We start from the raw sequence: 23,889 nt of genomic DNA, 5'->3' as shown, positions 1-23,889 counted from the left end.
CACCACAACCGGAACTTTCGAGTGCCGTTTACTGTAGATCGAAGTAACAGGTTACCCAGTGACGCATATGCAAAGGATTTTCTCTTTCTTGATTTTAAGTTTGACATTGGTCTCGATGGCCATTGCTCAAGTACTGATCCCAGCCAAGTGGCAAGACCAGATCGCTCCTTCTAGCCCCAGTGCGGGTGAGGAAGCTGAGCTCATTTTCAAAGCGAAAATTGACCAGAACTGGTACCTGTATTCTTCGGATTTCGATCCTGACCTGGGGCCCATGGTCACCGAATTCCAATTTGAGGCCAACGACACGTACGAATTGGTAGGTGGGATTGTGCCTCAAAACCCGAGCAAGAAATATGACAGCTTGTGGGAGGGTGAATACACGTATTTTAAGAAGGAAGGAAGCTTCAAACAAAAGGTCAAAATCCTGAAAGATGATTTCGTGATCAAAGGCCTACGTATTTATCAGGTTTGTTCTGACATAGATGGCAAGTGCATTCCTTTTGAGGATGAATTTGAATTTAAAGGAACCAGTGCCAAGGCAGAAGGTTCGGAAGGAAGTTCCGGTAGTTTTTTGACACAACGAGATACGACCGATCCTTATTCTCTGCTTTCTTTCATGATGATCGCGTTTCTTGCAGGATTGACAGCCTTATTGACACCCTGCGTGTTCCCGATGATTCCCATGACGGTGACTTTTTTCACTGGCAGAGGCGATAACAAGAAAAAAGGTGGGATTCAAAAAAGCCTGCTCTATGGTTTTTTCATCATTGCGATCTACACCCTGATAGGTGCTGTTCTTGCCCCATTTATGGGACCGGAAACGGCCAATGATCTGGCCACTGGATGGCTACCTAACGTGATTTTCTTTATTGTATTTGTGGTATTTGCACTCTCCTTTTTCGGATTGTTCGAAATCACTTTACCTCACGGGTTGGTCAATAAAGTAGATGCCATGGGAGACAAAGGAGGAACGGCCGGTATATTCTTTATGGCCTTGACTCTAGTACTCGTTTCCTTTTCCTGTACGGGCCCATTGGTCGGCAGTATACTGGTTGAATCCGCAGGAGGATTGGTGTTAAAACCGATCCTGGGCATGGTTGCCTTTTCAGCGGCATTTGCCATTCCATTTACGCTTTTTGCGCTGTTCCCCGGATGGCTCAATTCATTACCTAATTCCGGTGGATGGTTGAATTCTGTAAAAGTGGTCCTTGGATTTTTAGAATTAGCACTTGCCTTCAAATTTCTAAGCATCGCTGATCAGGCTTATCACTGGCGTATCCTTGACCGGGAAGTGTACCTGGCAATTTGGATCGTGATCTTTGCCTTATTAGGTTTTTATTTTCTAGGTAAGCTTCGCCTCAAAGGCGATGATAAAATGGAGACCGTTTCCGTCCCACGACTCATGATGGCCATTGTGACTTTTTCCTTTGTGGCCTATCTGATTCCGGGCATGGTGGGTGCACCTCTGAATGCCATGGCGGGTTACTTACCACCGATGACTACTCACGATTATGATATCGTGGCAGAAGTCAGAAATGTGATCAGAGAAGAAGGCGGCATCAGCAGTGATGAAAGAACGGCTATTTGCGATGACCCGAAGTTTGGTGACTTTCTGCACCTCCCACATGGTCTTGAAGGTTATTTCGATTATGAGCAAGCTTTGGCATGTGCCAGGTCTCAAGGGAAACCCTTGTTCATTGACTTCACGGGGCATGGTTGTGTCAATTGCCGGGAAATGGAGCAGCGTGTCTGGTCGGATCCGGCTGTCTTAAAACGTTTAAGGGAGAATTTTATCATGGCAGCGCTCTATGTGGATGATAGAAAGGAACTCCCAGAGTCAGAATGGTATACTTCTGAATTTGACAACAAAGTCAAAAAGAGCATTGGTAAGCAAAACATGGACTTCCAGATCACGCGTTTCAACAACAATGCACAACCTTTTTATGTAATCCTTGACGGAAATGGCGAATTATTGGCCGGACCCAAAGCTTACGACCTTAATGTGAGTAATTTTGTGGCGTTTCTGGACGAAGGGAACAATGCACCGAAAAAACCGGGTGCCTTATTCTCAGGATTTACCAAATAGATTAAATGCCATACCTGCCAAGATTAGCAGCATTCGCTTTCCTGATTTTTTTACTGAATGCCTGCCATCAGGACACGATCCCAAATGAGGTACCGATCACAGCCGTTGATACAACGGCTGTAGTGACGGACCCTACGCTACTTTATGGATTTCCTGTCGATTCCTTTCAGGTCACTGAGAAAAAAGTGAAGTGGAACGAAAGTATTTCGGACATCCTTTCGGACTACAACATTCATCACCGACAGATCTTTGAATTGGCCAATAAAGCCGAAGGAGTATATGATGTCCGTAGGTTCAAAGCCGGATACAAGTACACCATTATCTCAGAAGGGGATTCTCTTAATACTGCGCGACAAATGATCTTCGAACCCGACAATCGATCTTACGTCGTGTTCAACCTGGCTGATTCTATCTATGTAGACAAGGTTGATTTTGAAGTGAAAACAGTGGAGCGAGAAATTGCCGGAGAGGTCACCTCATCAGTGTATCAAACCATCGTAGATGCAGGCAGCTCTCCTATTCTGGTCAACAAGTTGGTCGATGTATTTGCCTGGCAGGTAGATTTCTTCCGAATCCCAAAAGGTGACAAATTCAAAGTGATCTACGAAGAAGAACGCATCGGAGATAAAATTGTCGGCATCGGTAAAGTAAAAGGTGCTTACTTCAAGCACTTTGATAAGGAGTATTATGCCATTTACTACGATCAAAAAGGCCAGAGTGATTATTTCGATGAGGAAGGTAACAGTCTCAGGAAAACTTTTTTAAGAGCGCCATTGAATTTCACTCGGATCAGTTCTCGCTATTCGCCCAGAAGATTCCATCCGGTTCAAAAGAGATACAAAGCCCATTTGGGAACTGATTATGCAGCCCCTGTAGGAACACCGATCCGCACGGTTGGAGATGGTGTTGTATTAGAAGCCAGATATGGCAAATACAATGGTAACTTTGTGAAAATCAAACACAACAGCAATTACACGACACAATACCTCCACATGTCTAAAATTGCCCGCGGCATCAAACCGGGGCAACGTGTCAAACAAGGCCAAACCATTGGATTCGTAGGTAGTACCGGATTAGCCAGAGGACCCCATCTCTGCTTTAGGTTCTGGAAAAATGGACGCCAGGTGGACGCACTAAAAGTCGACCTACCCCCCACGGAGCCTATCATCACCAAACATTTAGCGAACTTTTTGCATGCGAAAAACGTCATGCTGCACCGACTAGATCTCCTTGAATGGACCACAAAAAAAGAGCTCGTAGCGGGCATTGCTGAGTCCGTTAATACTAATGAATAATGAAGAGTTCTTTAAATAATGCTAATTGATTTGGCGTATTTCACAATTTTGGCGTTATTTAGTCTGTTAATCATCTGCTTATCATGCCCTTCGCAAGAAAATTCTCGATCCTGTGCCTTCTGACACTTGTTATGCTTTCAGCGACTGGACAAGAACAGTACGTTAAAGTATACGGAAATGCCCTTAGCGCTGAAGACAGTTCTGAGCTTCAGGTGCCCATTTTATATGAAAAACTGCCGTACTATGACGACATGGGTATGGTATCCAGCAGTGCTTCCGGCGCTTTTGAGTTTTATCTGGTCGATGGGCTTGAGTACAACATTACCATCCGTAAGGATGGATTTGAAACCCTGAGTAAGGGAATCAAGGTGAGTGATACCGGAGGAGATGAATCCATGAGCATCAATTTCTATGTTTCACCAATTGCCCAAGCTGAACCTGAGCCAACTCCTGAACCGGAACCAGTCGAAGAAGAAATTTTTGTACTTCAGAACCTGATATTTTCCAGCGGTAGTGAAGTAATTCAACGAAGTTCTTATTCCGCATTAGATGAATTTGCTGCATGGCTCAAAGCACGACCCAGCTATATTGTTCAACTAGAAGGGCATACAGATATTTCCGGAAATCCTGATGCCAATATGAGACTGTCTCAAGCTCGAGTAGAGTCAGTAAAGGAATACATTCGAAAAAAAGGAATTAAGAAAGCAAGGGTACTGACCAAAGCTTTTGGAGGTACACAGCCGCTATCGACCGAGAGAACGGATGCGGCAAAAAGAGCCAATCGTAGAGTGGAAGTAAGGGTAGTCGCACGATAATTTGATATTGAATAACATGAGAAAATACCTCATTTTTTGTCTGGGATTTCTACTGGGAGTCGCCTCAATCGCTCAGGAAACTGTGGTGTGGGGAGCGGAAGTACTGGACGTTTCAAGCGAGTTTGGACCTCTGGAATATTCTGCTTTGCAAGCCTTACATAAACCTAATGTCCTTCCACGAGGCGGAGATGATCCCAATGCCTGGCGCCCTAAAAGGGAAGATAAGCCCGAATTTATCACCGTGGCATTTGATGAGCCTATCGTGGCAAAACAGGTAGCCATTGCAGAATCTGAAAATCCAGGTTCAGTAACCAGGGTGATCGCTTATGATGAAGATTACAATGAATACGTGTTGTTCGAATTACCTGCAAGGGCATTGCCAATCGAACAGCGTTTGCTAAACTTATTCTTTGAGGAAACTCCTTACAAGATACAGGCCATTCGAGTAGAACTAGATGGAGCTGCAACGCCTGGTTACAATAGTATTGATGCCGTTGGTATCTCTGCTTCAAACATTCCAATCAATGTCCTGATTGATATAGCCTCAGGAATCAACAGAAATGTAAAGGCTGAAAATCTCGGTGAAAATGTCAATAGCCAGTACATTGAGCACAGCCCAATCATTTCGCCTGATGGCAAGAAACTTTACTTCAGCCGCAGGTATCACCCAGACAATGTTGGTGGCGCCGATGATCAGGAAGATATCTGGGTTTCTGAATTGGACGAGGAATCAGGTCAGTGGCTCCCCGCCAAAAACGTAGGACCTCCTTTGAATACTGTGGGACCTAATTTCATCAGTTCTATCTCTGTAATAGATGGAGAGGAAGTATTGATACTGGGAAATAAATATGGTAAAAAAGGACGGATGTACACAGGTACATCTATGTCGACTTATAAAGATGGGGAATACCAAAAACCTGTATCTCTGGAAGTTGAGAATGAATACAACTATTCCCCAAAAGCAGACTTTTTTCTTACGCCCGATGGCGAAGCACTGATCCAGGCATTGGAACGTGATGACAGCTATGGTGGAAGAGATCTTTACATTTCATTCAAAGAATCTAAAGTCAAATGGACGGAACCCAAAAATCTGGGTGGTGTCTTGAACACTATCTCAGAAGAGGCCTCTCCTTTCCTGGCTAAGGATGGGAAGACCTTGTATTTCTCCTCCGGAGGACATTCTGGTTATGGCGGTTTGGATATTTATGTTACACGTCGATTGGATGATACCTGGTTGAATTGGTCCACTCCTGAAAACATGGGTTCCGGTATCAATACTGACCTGGATGATGAATATTTCAGCATCCCTTCGTCAGGAAAACACCTCTACTTCACCCGGGGTAAAGTAGATGATGATACAGATATATTCCGTTTTACGGTTGAGGAATTCTTTGTAGATCCGGAAGATCCAATTTATGCTTCCGTAGAACACCTCGAAGAAGAGGAAGTTCCTGTAATCGTTACGATCATGGGAACTGTGACCAACAGCAAGACCGGAGAAGCATTACCTGCAACACCAGTTGTTGTGAAACGATTACCCGATGGCGTAGCCATAGGCTCGGTGGATGCCGACGATCAGGGAGCATATTCGTTCTCTTTACGCCCTGGCGCTCGATTTGGTTTCGCTGCTGAGAAGGATGGATTTATCCCTCAAAGTGAAAATATTGACCTCAATGACATTGATAAATCGGACACCATTACGGTCGATTTAAAGCTTTCACCGATCATCGTTGGCGAGCCTATTGTTTTGAAAAATATCTTCTTCGAGTTTGATAAAGACATTCTAAAAACAGCTTCCTATCCTGAACTGGACAAACTCTTAGGGTACATGCAGGAAGATCGCATCAAGCGCATCGAAATTTCTGGTCACACAGATTGGAAAGGACCGGGAGAGTACAATCAGAAACTTTCTGAACGTCGTGCAAAAGCCGTGTACAACTATCTGATCCAGAATGGCATCGCGGAAGGAAGAATGGAATACAAAGGATACGGCGAATCTAATCCGATCGATACAAACGAAACGGAGGAAGGTCGTGCCAACAACCGACGTGTTGAATTTAAGATCCTGGAAGCTAATTAAAAGCGACGTTCTCAGGAACGATCAATGTAATTTTCGGATGAATCAGCTATTTAATAAAGGCCTTTGGGCAGTATTGGTCCTGGTATTGATTGCATGCCAGTCAACTACACAAGAACAGCCTGTTGAAGAAGAGCAACTAGTAGTAACAGATCCACGTGCCGCATTTTTGGGAGCGTGGGAAGCCAGGTGGCATACCACACAGGAAGCTTTTCCTGATGTGAGCGACGCCCAATTGACGATGGATGGTGTTTTCGATTTTTCTACAGATAGCATTTCGGTTACACTTTACGGTTATCCGGGCTGCCTTTTCAGCCACGATACCCTCTCCAATCAGTCACGATGGGCACTTTCCGGGGATACTTTGTCATTGATCAATGAAGACAACACCCCTGGTATCACGTATGAGATCAAATCTCAGGATTCCACGAGAGTGGAAATGGTCTTTTTGGAAGATATTTTCGTCACACTGACACGCTAAGACGACTCATGAGACGTGTTAATTAAATGTGAAGTCAATAGCCAACGCTATTATTTTCACTTATTTTGTAGGGAGATACGCCTCTGGTAATTCCGAGCCGGATAGCATCATTTTACGGGTCCGCCGTTTTGGAGGCATTGATATAAAACCACGTTCATGAAAAAGTTTTTCATCATTTTTTTTACCATTATCGGCTTGTTGCTGATCGCAATGGCTGTCGCACCCGTCTTTTTCAAAGATGACATTCAAAAAGCTCTGGATGAGCAGGTGGCTAATAACCTCAATGCAAGGATCTATTACAGCACCGATGACTTTAGCCTGTCGCTTTTTCGTAGCTTCCCAAACCTGAGTGTTGCCATCGGGAATTTTGGTGTGGTTGGTGTAGATAAATTTGAGTCTGACACGCTACTAGCCGTCAAAACATTTGACATCACCATTGATGTCATGTCAGCCATCTCCGGAGAAAATATTGTCATCAAAAACATATTACTCGATGAACCACTGATCAATGTCCATGTATTGGAAGACGGAAGTGCCAGTTATGATATTGCGAAAGCCTCAGCGACTACTGAAGAGGAGTTTCCTGAAGAAACGACCACTTCTGAATCTACAGACATTGCTATTACGATTGAAAAGTGGGCCATCAACGATGGAGAAATAGATTATGTAGATCTTAGCTCAGCCATATCTGTCCTGCTGGATGGTTTGAATCACGAAGGGTCAGGGGATTTCACACTAGAAGTATTCGACCTGACCACCAATACGGTGATCGAAGAAGTTTCTTTCGCTTATGGCAACGAAGTATACCTGAGCCGAAAACGTTTTGAAGCAGACCTTACGCTAAACATGGATCTCGCCAAAATGGCATTTGTCTTCAAAGAAAATCGACTGTCTCTTAACCAATTTGGGTTTGGTGTCGATGGTACCGTGAACATGCCTGGCGAAGACATTGATATGGATATTACCTTCGAAGGGAAAGACATTAGCCTGAAAAGTATTCTTTCGCTGATCCCAGGTACTTATCAGGAATACCTGAATGGCGTTACCGCTAGTGGACAAATTGGGTTTGATGGGTATGTAAAAGGCACCTACAATGAAAACAGTATGCCGCAAGTGACAGCCAACCTTTCCGTCGCTAATGGAAACCTTAAATACACGGAATATCCCATTCCTATCGAACAACTCAACATCAAAGCCGGATTTGACTATCCTACAGCTGATCTGAAGGACTTCACATTTGCTGTCGATCAATTCAATCTGTTGGTAGATGGAGAGCCTGCTTCTGCGACTTTAATGTTCAAGGATCTGGAAGATTATTTCTGGGATTTCAAATTCGATGGCAATCTAGACCTGGAGAAACTAACCAATGTCATCCCTGTTGAAGGCATGGAGTTAGCAGGAAAGATCAATGCAAAAATGGCCTCTTCCGGCAGGATGTCTGATGTAGAACAAGAGAACTACCAGGCATTGAGCACTTCTGGAAGCATGTCCATCAAAGATTTCACTTACACTTCACCGGACTTACCCCAAGGTTTTGGAATTGCCGAAACTCAGGCCTCTTTCAGCTCCGAGGACATCACACTGTCATCTTTCAAAGGCAATGCAGGGAATACGGACTTGAACCTGGACGGCAAGATTACGAAGTACATGGAATATGCGTTGGGAGAAGAGACCACCCTGACGGGGGTATTCAATTTCAGCTCTGCTTTGGTGGACATCAACGAGTGGATAACTGAAGAAGATTCTGTTGTGGTAGAGGAAGAAGACACCACAACATTGGAGGTGGTAAGAATACCAACCAATGTTGATTTTGAATTGAATTCTTCCATCGATAAGATGGTTTACAGCACCTACGACATCAACAATTTCAAAGGATCAGTGGTCATTCGGGATGGCGCGCTTCGAATGGAAGGTGTGCAATTTGAATTGTTGGAAGGCACCTTCGAAATGAGTGGTGCTTACGAGACGCTACCGGAAGATCCATTGTACGATTTTGACCTGGGCATCAAAGACCTGTCTATACCGAAGGCATTCCAGGGATTTGAAACGATCAAGACTTTAGCCCCATTTGCAGAGAAAATGACCGGCAATTTCTCCACAGATTTCCAGATCTCCGGATCGCTACTGGAAGACATGTCACCTGACTTTAATACCATGCAGGGGTTCGGCCTGGTCAATGTGGCCAATGCCGCATTAAATGAAGTTAAATTACTAAGCACCGTCTCTGGATTTGCCGGTGGCAACAGCCTTAAAGACAATGATGGTAAAGTGTCTTTGAAAGACGTTTTGCTTCAAACGGAGATCAGGGATGGGCGTGTTTATGTAAAGCCATTCGAAATGCAGTTGGGAGGATATCGAACGGCTGTAGGTGGTAGCAATAGCATCGTGGGCGATTTGGATTACTCCATGTTAGTCAAAGAAGTGTCTACCGGAGCTGCAGGAAGTGCCCTGAACAGCCTGGCCTCCAACACGCTCGGGCTAAATAATGCGGTTTCAACTAAGGTTGATATCGACCTTGGTGTAGGGGGAACATTCACCGATCCTAAGGTGAAATTCCAGGGTTTGAAACCTTCCGGAAGTTCTGGCTCCAACAGCGCAAAAGATGTGGCTGCGGCCAAAGCGAAAGAAGAACTTGAAAAAGCTAAGGCCAGGGCCAAAGCAGAAGCAGATAAAAGGAAAGCGGAGGCTGAAAGAATTGCCAACGAAAAGAAAAAAGAAGCAGAGGCCAAACTGAAAGCAGAACAGGAAGCTGCGCAACAGAAACTGGACACTGAGAAGGACAAAGCCGCAGAGGCAGCCAAAGAAGAGATCGACAAAGCCAAGGACAAGGTGAAAAACTTGTTCGGTAAGAAAAAGAAGAAAGGGGGAGGGAAATAAACCTCAGTGAAAAAATCTTTTCGATATGTCCTTTATATACTGATAGGCGTACTCCTCTATCAGCTCATTGAATCTGGCAATACGTCTTTTACCCGGGAGGAATTACGAGATGGATTGGCCATAGCTATCATTGGCATTTTTGCATTGCTATTAGTTGTTCGCGTGATGAAAAACCGCACGGGCAAAAATGATCAGTAGAAAAAGTTAAATTTAGACCTCTCAATATATTACTCTCGATGAAAAAATTCCTTCCTATCCTACTCGTTGCCTTTTTAGCTGTTTCTTGTCAGGTCACCATGGACAATGATGAAAATACTGATGATACGAAACAAGTAGAATTGTATGATTATGATGTAGAGCAACGCATCACTGAGCTAGGTTATGAGCTACCCGAGCCTTCTAAACCTGTCGCCAATTATGTAAATGCGGTTCGGACGGGCAATCTGGTGTTCATGGCAGGGAAAGGCCCAAGCAAACCTGAAGGAGGCTATATCCAGGGTAAAGTTGGTATAGACCTAACCATTGAAGAAGGATATGAAGCTGCCCGATTGGCTGCCGTTACACAGATTGCAGCACTTAAGGCTGAAATTGGTGACCTTAACAAAGTGGTCCGGGTGGTGAAAGTGCTGGGCATGGTAAATTGTGCTTCGGATTTTGGAAATCAACCAGAAGTGGTCAATGGATTCTCAGATTTCATCGTAGAAGTATTCGGTGAACGAGGAAAACATGCCCGTGCTGCGGTTGGAATGGGATCACTTCCTCGTAACATCGCCGTAGAAGTAGAAATGATCGTGGAAGTTCTACCTGAGTAATCATCATCAGAATTACACTATTCATCGATTTTTTTGGATTAAAGCTATCCGGGTAGGGAATATTCCGTATTGTCTGTCGTATATTTATAAGGTTCCGCTCACTCACTTTTCGATTCGGACCTTTTACGCCTGCAATTGTGAATAAGAATAAAGATCCTCGTAAACGTCCCTCTAAACAGACAATGGATCATTACCGGAAGGTAAAGCCTGTTGTTCTGAAAGAGGAAAAGCTGCCATTTCCCCAACGCGCTACCTTATCTACCGGACTTACACCCCACAGTGGTGAATGGTCTGAGGCGCAGGTGGTGCATTTACTGAAACGCACCTTATTCGGGGCAAAGCGTGCTGAAATCGATCAGTTCTTATCCATGACCATGGATGAGGCCGTTGAAGCCATCGTTCAACCTTCAGCAAGGCATACCCCTCCTGTCAATGACTATGCACCAGACGGAAGTGAATTTGAAGACGAGGTAATCCCTTACGGCGAAACCTGGATTGAAGCCCCTTTTAGTTCCGAACATGAAGGTTCAAGGATCATTTCCCTGAAAGCATGGATCATCAACAACATATTGACCCAGGAGACGACCATTCACGAGAAATTGACCCTTTTCTGGCACAACTTGTTGGTGACTCAATTTTGGGATGTATTCATTGCCAAAACGGGATACGAGTACTACCAGATGCTTTATGACAATGCATTTGGAAACTATCGGGATCTGGCTGAGAAAATCACGCTAGACCCGGCCATGTTGATCTACCTGAACGGAGCATTTAACAACAAAGAAGCTCCTGATGAAAACTACGCCCGGGAACTACAGGAACTGTTCTGTATTGGGAAAGGGCCTAACGCTGGTTTTACCGAAAATGATGTTTATGAAGCGGCCAGGGTATTAACCGGTTGGTCTGTCACCTGGGAACATTATGAGTCCGAAGGAGATTTTGACTCCCGCTTTCACGATTGGGATCACGATACAGGAGACAAGCAGTTTTCAGAGTTTTATGGCAATCGCGTGATAGAAGGAAAATCTGGAGGTGAGGGACGAAATGAGGTATTCGAGATGCTGGACATGATCTTTGAAAATGAAGAAGTCAGTTATTTCATCTGTCGCAGGCTCTACAACTTCTTTGTGTATCACGAAATAGACGAGGCCACGGAGACGAATGTGATCACTCCAATGGCACAGATCTTTCGGGACAATAACTACGAAATCACACCAGTACTGATCGCCTTATTTAAAAGCGAGCATTTTTATGATGTGGCCAATTATGGCGCAAGCATCAAAAACCCGATGGACCTTTTGCTTGGCTTTGCCAGGGTGCTGGACAATGAACGTCCGCAAGACATCAATGAACTGCACATCGCCAATCAGGAGTTCATATGGACCATGGCACAGGCAGGATTGGAAATTGGTGACCCTCCAAGTGTCTCCGGATGGCAGGCATATTACCAGGCTCCTAGTTTTGACAAGCTATGGATCAATACAGAAACGGTGATCCGGAGAATTCAATATTCTCAGTACAACATGTGGCGATCAGACCTGACCATTTTCATCAATAGTTTGCACAATCCAAGTGATCCTAATGAGATGATTCGTGAAGCGGCACTTCTACTGCTGGGGATAGAGCTCAGCGAAGAGGTCAGTAACGGACTGAAAAGCACCTTACTCACCGGCCAGGGTAGTGACGAATACTGGACTTTTGCCTGGGATCAGTTCATCAACTTTCCAGATAACCCGGATTACCGGACGACTGTACAAAACCGACTTGCCGCTATGTTCAGGTCGATGTTAGAATTTGGGGAATTTCAATTGATGTGAGATGAAGAGAAGATCATTTTTACGACACGCTTTCCACGCAACTGCAGTCCCCAGTGTATTAGGCACCATGGGCTTCAACATGGCGCAAGGCCAATCCATGCAAAATATGCTGAAGCAAGCTTCAGAAAGCGGCAAAGCATTGGTCATGATTTTTCTGGAAGGGGGGAATGACGGACTCAATACGGTAATTCCGAGAGATCGATTTGCCGAACTAGGTGCACTTCGTGGAAACCTGGGTCTGAGAGAAAATCAGGTCCTGGATTTGTGGGATGCGCCCGTAGGACTTCATCCTGCTATGACTGATCTTAGAAACTTGTATAATGAAGGTCGTTTCCAGATCATTCAAAATGTAGGTTATCCTGAACAAAACTTTTCACACTTCCGGTCAACTGACATTTGGATGAGCGGATCTGATTCCAATCAGCAACTGAATACCGGATGGACCGGACGAATGCTAAGTGATCTTTACCCGGAATACCCTGAGGCCTTCCCAACAGAGGAAATGCCAGACCCACTATCTGTAGAAATCGGATATGGTTCTTCTTTGTTGTTTCAGGGGCCTGCAGCCAATACCAGCATCACAGTCAACAATGTCCAGTCTTTTTACGAGTTGCTGGATAATGTGGAGCAAGAAGCACCGGATACGGCTGCCGGCGAAAAATTGCGCTTCATCCGCTTGATTGCTCAGCAATCTCAGCTTTATGGCCAGCGCATCGTTGAAATCGCCTCCAGGGTTAATAATCATGTCCCCTATCCGGCTGGCAATTACCTGGCCGATCAGCTGCAGGTGGTTTCTAAACTCATTGCAGGAGGTAGCCAAACACCGATCTATTTGGTTCGATTGGGTGGTTTTGATACCCATGATGCACAAGTGCTGGCCAATGACAATACACAGGGCTTTCATGCAGAATTATTGACCATGCTCAACGACGCCATCAACGCATTCATGGATGATTTAGAATTTCATGGCATCGGGGATCAGGTATTAGGCATGACCTTCTCCGAATTTGGAAGAACCATCCTGGCCAATGCCAGTAATGGTACCGATCATGGTGCAGCAGCTCCTATGTTTTTCTTTGGGAATGCCGTAAAAGGAGGCGTAACCGGTCGCAACCCTATACTGGATGCCAGTATGACTTATGCGGATAATCTGGAACATCAATATGATTTTCGCCAGTTGTATGCTTCGGTCCTGGCTCAATGGTTTGAGGTAGACACAGGATTAAGTAATCGGGTCTTGCTTAAAGACTATCAGACCCTGGAGATCATCGGAGAAAGTACGATATTGGATACACCCTCCAATCATTTTCAGGATTTCAACGTATTTCCAAATCCCGTGAGAGATAGGGCCACAATACAATTTACTGGCAACCAAGAAATGGTTTCTGTAGACGTGCTCGATATGCGTGGCGTCAAAATACAGACCATCCACCGAGGACGTAGCCAGTCAGGGCCAAATACCCTTTCCTGGGACGCCCATCGATTGCAACCAGGTAGATATTTCGTTTTATTGACCCTGGGGAACCAAAGGAAGGTTTTTTCGGTGGTGAAGTAAACTGTTAGGGGCGTATTTTAGGATTTATCATTTTCGGGCTGCATGCCCTAACAATATGCATCACTCGGCCTTAGGAGCCGAGCGATTACTAAGTAGCAGGGTATGTAAGAGCGTAGAAACATCCTACGCTCAGATTCTATTTTTAATACAAACTACACCTAGGTAGGGGTAATGAAGTGGATAGTGCAATCAAAGACACTGCACTTTTGAAGCAATTCAAAGAGATTGACACCATGCCCGATGATGAAAAAAATGCGCTAATGAGGGTCATTAGCGCATATATTCGGGATTACAGAACTAAGTCTGCCTATTCATAGAAAAATCTTCCCACTAGTTTATTAAGGCTATTTCTGGTCAATAACTAAAAACAGTATTGTAAAAGCCACAAGAAAGATTGAGCCTAAAAGGTAGTTTTTCCCGGTAAACCCAACTTGCTTTTTTACTGTTGGCCAATTGATATAAACTAGAAGGACCGGTGATAATATCAGTCCTACATAAGTAATGATCTGTATGTCTAATGGCTTGTGAATTGCCTTTGAAAAGGTAGCGATACTAACCAAGATTGATAGAATCGATGTTGGGAAAAGAAAGGTGAATGACCAACTTCTTTGTAACAGTAGTCCAAGAGAACCAATGAGCCAAAATGACCAGAAGAAGGCTACTGATACATCCCATATCATAGTATTTTCATAACCAAAGTACAAGCCTCTCCCAACAATCAAATATTTTAACTGAAGGAATATCTGCATTAAGGAAACGATCAAAACAATTATTAAGATTAGATTGATCCAAAGCTGCTTGCTATTAATTCTAATCATTTTTCAATTGGTATTTTGATTACTGTACCGTTCGGAAACTTGTACTCCGTTCTTAAAGGTTTACCTTCCCTTGCACGTATTCTATTCGTTGATTGGACAGCCCCCCTCTAAGCGTAAATTCATCTACGCTTTCATATCATTTCTATTTCCAATTGATTAATCATACCCGCATAGTTTCGTGCGCTATTGTACAAATAATGTTCTGCTTCTTCTACCCAACCGGCCCGAACCGGGTTTTCGTGAATGTAATTCAATTTGCTGTCAATCATTTCATTGGTGCCCAATTGCACGGCGTGATTTCATGTGTCCAGAATTGTTTGTTACCTGATCTTTTATTGTATTTGGCATGATACGAAAAGACAATTTGCATCCACTTCTTCCTACTTTCATGATTATTCTCGTCAATTAATTGCATGATTTTTCGAGATGTAAATCGCTTAAAATCCCTCATAGTATCTGAAAGTACTCCCGTTTCGCTTCTGACGATAATATGAACATGATTTGTCATAATCACATAGCCATATAGGATCAATCCTTTATGGGCCCTACAGAATTTCAGGCTTTCTATGATGATATCTCTGTATACCTTCCGACTAAATATATCCACCCATGCGACAACTTGAAAGGAAAGAAAATAGATGGCTGATTGATCTTTGATTTGATAGCTGTCTGACATAATGTTGATAGTTGAATTGGTTTTAAAGGCTACCGCATTTTCCGCTCAGACAGCAGAAAATATAAGAGCGTAGATCGGAATCTACGCTCAGCACTTGATTTTTTGTTTTATTAAATTACGCTTAGTTGGGGTCAGCAGGAAAACAACTCTGAAGAAGGCAAAAAAACGCCAGAAGAAAAGCAAAAGCAAGAGTTTGAGAGGCAAGTTCAGGCCTTCAGCCAACAGCTAGCCAATGTTCAATTTTGGAAGTTTGTAAATGGTGAGAACTATAAAGTTACTGTGGCCAATATCATGAAAAACCTTGCTGGTACCCGTCAGACCTTTTTATTTACCTACTTGTTCGATAAAGGCCTTGTCCTGCTTCTTTTGGGTGCGGTTGTATTTCTTGGTTATTCTAAAATCCTTGACGGTGTAACTATTGGAACACTTGTAGGGGCCATTATTGGTTATGCGCTAGGGAGATTCAGGCAGGACTAGTCACATAAAAGTAAAAAGCCCCTGATCTCTCAGAGGCTTTGCTATTACATTGCATTACTAGTCGAGTTCAATGAATTCAACTGAACTACTTAATCTTAATCTGATCCATAATTTCTTGATATGGCCCAAAGGTTTCACTAGACGCATTTCTAATTCTAATTGATATAGGGAGTTCCAAATAAACATCCTCTTGCCAAAAGTGAAGACTATCACTCTCATATCCATAGCTTCGAAAGACTTTTTTACCGGTAATCATTAGGGTGTCACTTGCAATCACGTTCTCTCTTAACATTGGTCTTTTAACATTAGATATGCATTGAACAACAACTACAATATTGTCTTCAGGGAAAAGAAAATTGTGAAAATCTCCTTCTGTAACATGATCAGTTGTGTAATTATATTCCTTCGAAAAGTTTAGAGAAACTTGCTTTGAACTACAGTCTAATATGACTTCAGTTTCCACAAACAAATTCATTAATAAGGTTATTAATAAAATCATTTACCCCTCCTTTGTTTTAAGAATCTTCTGGTATTCTTCTCTACTTTTTTAATTTGTTTATCTAGCTTCTTATTCTGATCAATCCTTATTTGATTGCCCGTCAAATCTCCATTCTCGTCGGTTTCCCACTCTTTCCTAAAATCATGACCTGCGTCTTCTCCTTTATCAAAAAAGTAAGCATGTCCATAAGCTTCATGTGATTGAGTAACAGTTTGATTATCCTCGGATTGTCCTTTATTAATCATTATCAAATGATGACCAGATTCATTACCATTCTCTCCTTGAGGTCTAAACTCTCCCTGTTTACCTAAAAGAACTTCTCCATCAACCTCAAATGTTGGCCCCCATGCTCCACTCTCACCATTTTCATCTGTAGCTACATGTTCACTAGATCCAAAATCACCGACTTCATCTGATGTCACAACCATATATGAATCATCAGATTGAACTAGTGCATTTAAAGCGGTAAAGTTCTCGCTTGCATTATCTCCAAGCTTCTTTGCACCTCTTCGAATTGCACCTCGTTTAATCTGACCATTTTTATTGAACTTGATATATTGAGATTCTTCCTGACTCACAGAGTTTCTAACAAGGTCCTGATCTCCTTCCTTTTCTACACCGACTTGCATCCCGTCGGGGTCTACAAAACGTATTGGATTGTTCAAAGTGTATGTATAAGGTGACCATTGATAATATTTACCAGCGAGAGGGTCAATATTAAACCACCTACCCAACCAAGGATCCTGCATCCTGGCACCATAATCATACCAACCCGTTTCCTTCTGTTCCTCTTTTCCATTGTACTTGTAGAGATTCTCGGGGCTGGTAGCCGAACTATTAAACGTCCCCCCGAAGGGCAAGTAACTATCACAAAAATTTTCAGCGCGACTTTTTTCGCCTGGGGTACCTAAAAAAAGAGCGTCGGTATTTTCTAAGCGCTCCTTCTTCCATACCTCTAAAAACGGTAAAGACTCCTGATCGTGATCATATAGCAGTTTTGGGCAAGCCATTTAGGTAAAGATAAAAGGTTCATAACTAGCGGGGGGTACTTCGGAGCTTCAAAGAGCTAGTTTTTTACTGGTCGGGGGTACCTCTGAGGTGGGTGCTTGAAGCGCTGAACTAGCTGTTTGCGGCTATTTGCTTCGAAGGGCGAGTAATTTGCTCAAAACAGGGAGCAAAAAGCATCAAAGGGGTACTTCCGAGGTACCCCCTTGCGGCTCTGAGCTTCAACTTTAAGTATCAGTGCTCAGGCTTTGACCATTTGTGGTGGTCACTTTGGAAAAACGTTGCTTCAAGTCATCATATATGGCTTTAGCTCCTGCAATGTTCATTCTCGATGCGATCTTAACAGAGTTGTAGTAAGCCAGTGACGCTACGTAAGCTTCACTGCCTGAGAGCATGATACTATCATTTAACTGCTGTAAGAGTTGCAACAAGGGACGATACACCGCATTGAGGTCTTTCACTGCGTTAAAATCAATCTCCAGCTCTTCTACATTCATGTAAGGTGGTGCAAACTCCGGATTGCTTTTCGCATAGTCCATGACCTTACTAACAAAAGGCTCTGTGCCGTCTCCCATCTTGGGTATCTCTCGTCGCTGGTCAGCTGATAAAGAGATTAATAGCGGCTTTAGCGTTGTGTTGAGTTCTGTAACTGCTGCATTGATTTTGCCCAGGTCTTCCGGGCTAATTGTGATGGATACAAGATTCTCTGTTGCCATGTTTTGTACATTTAGTTATTGTTGATAAAACCATATTAACGGGCATTTATTGCTATTTGTTGGCCTGTCTCGGATCGTCCATCGTTCCGGTGAACAAGTCGGCGTACTCGATCATCAACTAAAGCACGTACCAGGTCGCCGACTTGGTTACCGGGAGGATGTGCCAAGGGAAGCACTGCACCGGATCGGGGCAGATCATTAACAGAGTGCGGCAGGTTTCCACCACCTGAGTTAAAAGCCTGATGAGCTTAGCTATCTTGATAACCTTGGCGGGCCGTCTGCGGGTACTCTCGCCAGCCTGCCGGGTAAAGCGACTGTAAGGAGTGGCCGGAAGTGCCGGAGCAAGCACCTGACTCGTTCAGGAGTGAAGCGCAGGGAACTGGCGTGAGTCGCAGGCCCGCATAAACTAGAGGTGAGTAGCTGGCTTTTTTGCCTAGCTGCCGCAGGCGTTCAATAATTCAAAAAAGACAGAGAGAACACCTGTGACGAGGACCGTACTGGCAGCAACCAAAGGAATAGACAAGGTGGAGCCCCGTTTTTTTCTTGCCTAAAAAAATGAACACCAAAGAAAAAACTGGAACGACCTTTTCTATTTCCGACGGGCAGCCTGACAGACGAACCACAGGCACGCCGCTTTTCCTAAGTGTTTTTTGCCCTGGCTCGATGCCTGGGTAAAAACAGATTACCACTGACCTATCACGGGTAAACTGACCTTTCAACTTCACCCACCCAAAACTGCAAGCGACCCACTGACTTCTAAACCCTTTCAAAACATCACTTCAAAAAGATTTGCTGGACTAGCGGTGCACTGGGCCATACCGGCACAAGAGGGATGCATCCATTGGATTAGAGGCCGATCACATCGGCGAGTGCGGTGAGTACTGCGGGGCTGTCTGGGGAACTGTAGACGGGGCAGGCGGAATGCCGAGGTAGCGTAGCTAATTGTGTGTAGCTCGTAGAGGGGTTAAAGTATTTTGTCCGCTTTTTCTAAAATGGTTTCTTCTGATTCAGGGGATTAAAAAAGGCTCCTTTCGGAGCCTGTAGTTACTTGTTTAGTTTGATGTTGATTCGATCCTTATAGGCCGTAAATAGTCTTTGGCTCATGTGATGGAGTGCAAAACATACGTCCTTGATTTCTGATTCTGTTACCGAACCCGGCTCGATGTAATGGAGCATGTAAACTGCCTTTCTGAGGTCATTGCTGGCCGTGGCTAGATCACCCACATAGGAGTCATTGATAAAGTCAGCCAGCGGGGCTAACTCTTTCGGTTTTACTTTCATTTTACTTGTATTTAGGAGTTAAAAAGAACCCCTGCTTAGGTTCTCCTTGCTCACAAGTAAGCAACACAGTCGTTTCCTGGCTGTAAACCATACAGGGGTAAGTCTTGATGATCTTATTTAGATCACTTGTGATTCGGAGTAAAATTATCTAATTCGTTATTGGCTATGGTCCTCTAGTCTTCATGATTCATGGATTAACCTAATGGATGGTATTGTTGCACTTCTTCTTTGAGCTCTTCCAGATCGTTCTGCAAATAGCTTTCTGTGCTGCTGATATATCTATGCCCGGCCAAGTATTGAACTTCTCGAAGGTTGTACAACTTCAGCCATTTTGTAATCACACTGGCCCGGATGTGCTTTGCATTTAATAGGTCAGGGTTGATTGATCGCGCACTGATCATAGTTTGAGTAATGAAGTTGTTAATGCTGTATCGTTGCCCACCCTGACCAATGAAAAGCAGGTCTGTTTCTTGCTTCTGCTGGTTCCTTCGTTTAGGCTCCATCTTCATAAGTTCCGGTCGTACTTGTAGGATGTAATCGTGCATATCCATTACCTGATAGCTTTCAAGCTGTATTAGCCTTTCATTGCTGTTTCGTCCGCCTAATACATCGATTTTGCCTTCTCTCAGCTTAATGTGTTGCACTTCCAGTCTGCCTACTTCTTCAGTCCGCAAGCCCTGATAAACAAACAGCCCTAACATGATCCGATTGCGCTTTTCTGCTAAGCTGTTGCAGGGGAACTCGTGGTAGAGTTGGTGTAGCTCATGAGGCTCCATGATGTGATAAAGCACTTTGCGCCGCGCACCTTTTACGTTGATGTCTGTTGTCGGATTTAGGGTGATTATACGCTCTCGGATCAGGTAATTATAATAGTGCTTGATGAGCGCAATATGACTTTTGATTGTTCTTTGTTGGAGTCCTTGGCCTTGGCAGTACTTCAGGTAAAGCAGTAAATCATTGTAAGTAATTTGTTCTGGCTCTAGGTTCTCCTGATCTGCCCACAGTAAGTATTGGTTAAATACAGTCATCCGGGTTTGGATGCTTTTGTTAGTGAACTCCTTTGATTTCAGGTATTCACTAAAGCTATCTTTCGTCTTCTGATAATCTTCCTGGTTCATAGGCTCTGAGGTTAGCAAAGGGTTGTTTCGATTGTGGTTTCACACCTGCTAAGTGCGTGTATATCTGTGTGCTGTCTAGGCTATCGTGTCCAAGGAATCGAGCGATACTGTCTAGCTTCATCCCGGCTTGCATAAAGTGGGTGGCGATACTGTGCCGGAGCGTGTGCAGACCTATTTCTTTCTCCAATAGATCAAGATCGCCTGTCTGCAGTTGAAGATACTTCAGCCGGTTGAACAGGCTTTGGCCTTGTAACCTTTGGTGGCTCTGATAACTGATAAAAACCGCTTCACTTTTGCTGGCTTTTACTAGCGTTGATCTGTGGTCGTAGGTGTATTGAGTTAAATACTTTCGGTTGGTTTTGCTAATGGGTACAAACCTTTCTTTATTGTTCTTGCCCTTTCTCACGTGAAGCAATGACCTATCAAAGTTGATGTCTCCAACGTTCAGATTAACCCCTTCATTTCTTCTCAACCCGCAACCATAAAACACCGCTAACATGGCTCTGTCTCTGGCTTGTATTGCTTCCAATACTTCCGGGGTTACATTGGGCAACTTCTCAGGCGATTGATAGGTTACTTTGAACAGTAAGGTGATCTCTTCGGGGGTTAGGTAGATAATCCGGTTCTCCGACTCTTCATTAGATATTTGTGGCTCGGCGATTTCCAGACGGCCTACTTTTCGTAAGTACTCAGTGAACTTCCGTAGTGCTTGGATGTGCTTATTTAGATGTGCATTGCTCAGGCTTCCGCCCCTTCGTTGATTTCTTCTTTCCTTCAGGTTTTGATAGTGTGTCTCGATGTGATGGATCGTTAGTTCTTTAATGCTCTGTATGCCTTCTTGCTCCAGATAGTGAAGCAATTCGCGAACATGTGGCGGCAGTCTATAAACCGTACTTTCTGCGTAGCCTTGGACGTTTAGCCATTCGGTGAAGCTCTTTTCAAGGTATCTAAAGGAGGGATTCGATAGGACTAAATTTTTCACTCGGTTGATGTTTCCGATTTAAAGTGAACTACTTCGATTCTGTAGGTTTGCTGGCTGTATGGGCTGTTATGTGGTTCATTTTTGGCTATGAACTTCTTTTGGTCTTCTTGAACTTCTTCAACTCAGACAAAGTATTGTCCAGCACTTGCCCGATCTTTTCATTACGCTGTTGCTGATCATCGAAGGTGGCCACTTCGTAGGCGTAGCCGTTCTTTTTGTCGCCCTTTGCCTTTCTCACCAAGCCCCATTCTTGTAATGCGATCATGTATCGCTTTTGATTGCTGGCGTTCACTTTCAAGGCCTGTCTGGCTGACACATTGCTAAAGGTGTTCTTGTCTTCCTGCTTCATCCACACTTTCAATCGCTCAAAGTAATTCCTAGTTGCCCCGTTCAGGTCATCAGATTTGCGCAGCAATATTTCACGCATCAGCTTGTTAGCTTCTTCTATGTCTTCCAGTGTCGTCTCGATATACTCTTCTCCGGTTTCCTTGTCGTGTTGTTTCTCTCGCTGGTATTGGTGATAAAAAGTCACTGCTTCGATAAAGGCCAGATAGTGGGCGTTGGTCCTTCTGGGCTTAAACACTTCTTGCGGGATCCGCAGGGATTCAGCGTAAGGATTTCTAATACTCACAGATTGCAACACTCTTTGCATGTTCTGGAACTGCTCAATGACTTCCCACTGCTCTGACAGATTGATTTTGCCCGCACTCAGTTGGCGTTGATAGCTCATAATCTGTTCGTCCTGCTCCGGGCTTTCATCGATGTAGATCAAAAAGCTTCGGTTCGCATTGTCTTCATATAAACTCTCCTTGGTTGTACATCCAGACACGCAGACCGGGCCTTCAACCTTCAGCGTTACGGTTCTGGTCTCGCCCTTTGTGTTTTTGATCACCACCGTTTTAGTTACCTGCTTCTTGCTCTTGATTTCTCGCAAGGGATAAAGCACTTCTTCGGCTCCGTCTAAGTCTTCAATCAGTATCAGTTTATTTCTCAGTTCTTGTTGGCCGAAGTAGTAGAAGGCGTTGCCGCTCAAAGTGGTGATTTCTAACTTGTCTTCATCCGGGATCAGTGCGCTAACCTTTTCTTGTAGGTGTGTTTTGCCGATTCCTGAACTTCCCAAGCTGATGATGTGCAAAGGGCTGTCCCGTTTCCTGCTGGTAAAGATCAGGTACATGAGCAGGCGGTTGATCATTTCACCAATCACACCGGCCCTGCCTATGTCCTGCATGGTTCTAGTCATTAGATTGGGAGCTTTCAGATAGTCTTGGGCGGCTTTGATCTCTTCAGGAGTTAGCATTTTCCTTTTGTTATGTGCCTGTTGTTGTCGTTCGATCTCCTCTAGTCTGTATTGCTCCAAACAGTCGGTTAAATCAGTCAAGGCCGCAGTTGCTACACTCGTACCAATGTCCAGCCGCTCGGCGATCTTCCTAACAAGCTTCTCCGTCTGGTTGTCATTGTACAAGTCCAGGTTATGCCGTAAGCTCAGGTGTTCAACTTTTACCTTCAGTGTTACTCGCATCCGGTCCAAGCCTTCTAAACGGACGCCACCAAGTACGGCAATGTCTAGCGGTTCGTGTTGATAGATGATGTGTTCAGGGTTGGAAGAGTTAAGTCTTTCCATTTTTTCAGCAATTGCGTAATAATTTATTATACAAGTAGGATGTTCAGCAATATTAGATGATCTTATACACTCAATCAAGTATTATATTATTTTTTCATTACCATAAATGACTAGTTTTGTAGACGATCTTACGTTTTTAGTAGTAATTGCTGATTTTCTATGAAGCTGAGTGAGAAGATTACCAAGCTTAAAAAGCTCAAAAGCCTGTCTCAGGTAGATTTAGCCGAAGCAACTGGCATTTCGAGGGATGCCATTAGTAAATATGAAAGAGGGGATGTAATGCCGTCTGTTGAATATGCTAAACGGATAGCTGACGCGCTAGGTGTTTCGCTTGATTATCTAGTCAGTGAAGAAGATCAGGAAGAAGTATTGGACAATGACACAGTTAAAAGGATCAAGGACATTCAACGTCTGCCAGATTCAGAGAAAGATAAAATCTTCTCCGTCATTGATGCCCTTGTAAGAGATTTTAAGACCAAACAAGCATACTCATGAGCCAGCAGGAAAACAATTCTGAAGATGGTAAAAAAACGCCTGAAGAAAAGCAAAAGCAAGAGTTTGAGAGACAAGTTCAGGCTTTCAGCCAGCAGCTAGCCAATGTTCAATTTTGGAAGTTTGTAAATGGTGAGAACTATAAAGTCACTGTTGCTAATATCATGAAAAACCTTGCTAGTAGCCGTCAGACCTTTTTATTTACCTATTTGTTCGATATTGGCCTTGTGCTTCTCCTTCTAGGGGCGGTTGTATTTCTTGGTTATTCTAAAATTCTAGATGGAGTAACTATTGGAACACTTGTTGGTGCCATCATTGGTTATGCCTTAGGGAGATTCAGGCAAGATTGAAGCAGTAAAGAAAAAGCCCCGGCACTGCGGGGCTCTAAT

21 protein-coding genes are annotated in these 23,889 nt (G+C 43.9%); 13 read left to right on the top strand and 8 right to left on the bottom strand.

Annotated features, from left to right (window positions below; translation table 11 throughout):
* Positions 1–67 precede the first annotated feature (67 nt).
* From R8G66_33960 to R8G66_33915, 10 genes are all read left to right on the top strand, one after another.
* Positions 68–2,086, top strand: a complete 2,019-nt coding sequence (locus tag R8G66_33960) for a cytochrome c biogenesis protein CcdA (protein ID MDW3197433.1) — start codon at positions 68–70, stop codon at positions 2,084–2,086.
* Positions 2,087–2,091: 5 nt separating this feature from the next.
* Positions 2,092–3,381 (top strand): peptidoglycan DD-metalloendopeptidase family protein, encoded by a 1,290-nt coding sequence (locus R8G66_33955; protein ID MDW3197432.1) that lies wholly within the window; start codon positions 2,092–2,094, stop codon positions 3,379–3,381.
* A gap of 83 nt (positions 3,382–3,464) precedes the next feature.
* Positions 3,465–4,196 (top strand): OmpA family protein, encoded by a 732-nt coding sequence (locus R8G66_33950; protein ID MDW3197431.1) that lies wholly within the window; start codon positions 3,465–3,467, stop codon positions 4,194–4,196.
* Between the two features lie 16 nt (positions 4,197–4,212).
* Entirely contained in the window at positions 4,213–6,276 is a 2,064-nt protein-coding gene (locus R8G66_33945; protein MDW3197430.1) for an OmpA family protein, read from the top strand.
* 37 nt (positions 6,277–6,313) lie between these two features.
* Positions 6,314–6,754, top strand: coding sequence for a hypothetical protein (locus R8G66_33940; GenBank protein ID MDW3197429.1), 441 nt, complete (start codon positions 6,314–6,316; stop codon positions 6,752–6,754).
* A gap of 156 nt (positions 6,755–6,910) precedes the next feature.
* Positions 6,911–9,631, top strand: a complete 2,721-nt coding sequence (locus R8G66_33935; protein ID MDW3197428.1) for an AsmA-like C-terminal region-containing protein — start codon at positions 6,911–6,913, stop codon at positions 9,629–9,631.
* Between the two features lie 6 nt (positions 9,632–9,637).
* Positions 9,638–9,829, top strand: coding sequence for a hypothetical protein (locus R8G66_33930; GenBank protein MDW3197427.1), 192 nt, complete (start codon positions 9,638–9,640; stop codon positions 9,827–9,829).
* A 38-nt stretch (positions 9,830–9,867) separates the two neighbouring features.
* Complete coding sequence (locus tag R8G66_33925) at positions 9,868–10,443, top strand: RidA family protein (GenBank protein ID MDW3197426.1); 576 nt, start codon at positions 9,868–9,870, stop codon at positions 10,441–10,443.
* Positions 10,444–10,580: 137 nt separating this feature from the next.
* Positions 10,581–12,260 (top strand): DUF1800 domain-containing protein, encoded by a 1,680-nt coding sequence (locus R8G66_33920; GenBank protein MDW3197425.1) that lies wholly within the window; start codon positions 10,581–10,583, stop codon positions 12,258–12,260.
* A 1-nt stretch (position 12,261) separates the two neighbouring features.
* Complete coding sequence (locus R8G66_33915; protein MDW3197424.1) at positions 12,262–13,815, top strand: DUF1501 domain-containing protein; 1,554 nt, start codon at positions 12,262–12,264, stop codon at positions 13,813–13,815.
* A 949-nt stretch (positions 13,816–14,764) separates the two neighbouring features.
* On the opposite strand, the gene R8G66_33910 is transcribed toward R8G66_33915, so the two are convergent.
* Positions 14,765–14,902: a hypothetical protein gene (locus R8G66_33910; GenBank protein MDW3197423.1), complete on the bottom strand. Its 138-nt coding sequence runs from the start codon at positions 14,900–14,902 to the stop codon at positions 14,765–14,767.
* Positions 14,903–15,600: 698 nt separating this feature from the next.
* Here R8G66_33910 and R8G66_33905 point away from each other — a divergent pair.
* Positions 15,601–15,786: a hypothetical protein gene (locus tag R8G66_33905; protein ID MDW3197422.1), complete on the top strand. Its 186-nt coding sequence runs from the start codon at positions 15,601–15,603 to the stop codon at positions 15,784–15,786.
* A gap of 85 nt (positions 15,787–15,871) precedes the next feature.
* Here R8G66_33905 and R8G66_33900 read toward each other — a convergent pair whose 3' ends face one another.
* The 7 genes from R8G66_33900 to R8G66_33870 all read right to left on the bottom strand — a co-directional run bounded on the left by R8G66_33900 (position 15,872) and on the right by R8G66_33870 (position 23,008).
* Positions 15,872–16,249 carry a hypothetical protein gene (locus tag R8G66_33900; protein MDW3197421.1) on the bottom strand — a complete coding sequence of 126 codons (378 nt, stop codon included), beginning with the start codon at positions 16,247–16,249 and terminating at the stop codon, positions 15,872–15,874.
* 32 nt (positions 16,250–16,281) lie between these two features.
* Positions 16,282–17,295: an RHS repeat-associated core domain-containing protein gene (locus tag R8G66_33895; GenBank protein ID MDW3197420.1), complete on the bottom strand. Its 1,014-nt coding sequence runs from the start codon at positions 17,293–17,295 to the stop codon at positions 16,282–16,284.
* Positions 17,296–17,517: 222 nt separating this feature from the next.
* A complete protein-coding gene (locus tag R8G66_33890) occupies positions 17,518–18,006 on the bottom strand; it encodes a hypothetical protein (GenBank protein MDW3197419.1) in 489 nt (162 codons plus the stop codon).
* Between the two features lie 1,044 nt (positions 18,007–19,050).
* Positions 19,051–19,287 carry a hypothetical protein gene (locus tag R8G66_33885; GenBank protein ID MDW3197418.1) on the bottom strand — a complete coding sequence of 79 codons (237 nt, stop codon included), beginning with the start codon at positions 19,285–19,287 and terminating at the stop codon, positions 19,051–19,053.
* Positions 19,288–19,481: 194 nt separating this feature from the next.
* Positions 19,482–20,405, bottom strand: a complete 924-nt coding sequence (locus R8G66_33880; protein MDW3197417.1) for a tyrosine-type recombinase/integrase — start codon at positions 20,403–20,405, stop codon at positions 19,482–19,484.
* On the bottom strand, positions 20,371–21,387 hold the full coding sequence (locus tag R8G66_33875; protein ID MDW3197416.1) for a tyrosine-type recombinase/integrase: 1,017 nt from the start codon (positions 21,385–21,387) through the stop codon (positions 20,371–20,373). Before R8G66_33875 ends, R8G66_33880 begins: the two co-directional genes overlap by 35 nt.
* An 85-nt stretch (positions 21,388–21,472) precedes the next feature.
* Complete coding sequence (locus tag R8G66_33870; GenBank protein ID MDW3197415.1) at positions 21,473–23,008, bottom strand: hypothetical protein; 1,536 nt, start codon at positions 23,006–23,008, stop codon at positions 21,473–21,475.
* Between the two features lie 159 nt (positions 23,009–23,167).
* On the opposite strand from R8G66_33870, the gene R8G66_33865 reads away from it, so the two are divergent.
* Complete coding sequence (locus R8G66_33865; GenBank protein ID MDW3197414.1) at positions 23,168–23,503, top strand: helix-turn-helix transcriptional regulator; 336 nt, start codon at positions 23,168–23,170, stop codon at positions 23,501–23,503.
* Complete coding sequence (locus tag R8G66_33860) at positions 23,500–23,850, top strand: hypothetical protein (GenBank protein MDW3197413.1); 351 nt, start codon at positions 23,500–23,502, stop codon at positions 23,848–23,850. Before R8G66_33865 ends, R8G66_33860 begins: the two co-directional genes overlap by 4 nt.
* Positions 23,851–23,889 lie beyond the last annotated feature (39 nt).

It is taken from the genome of Cytophagales bacterium, assembly GCA_033344775.1.
Classification (GTDB): domain Bacteria; phylum Bacteroidota; class Bacteroidia; order Cytophagales; family Cyclobacteriaceae; genus JAWPMT01.
The sequence above is the reverse complement of the archived record's forward strand: the minus strand, read 5'-3'. Positions and strand labels throughout refer to the sequence as shown.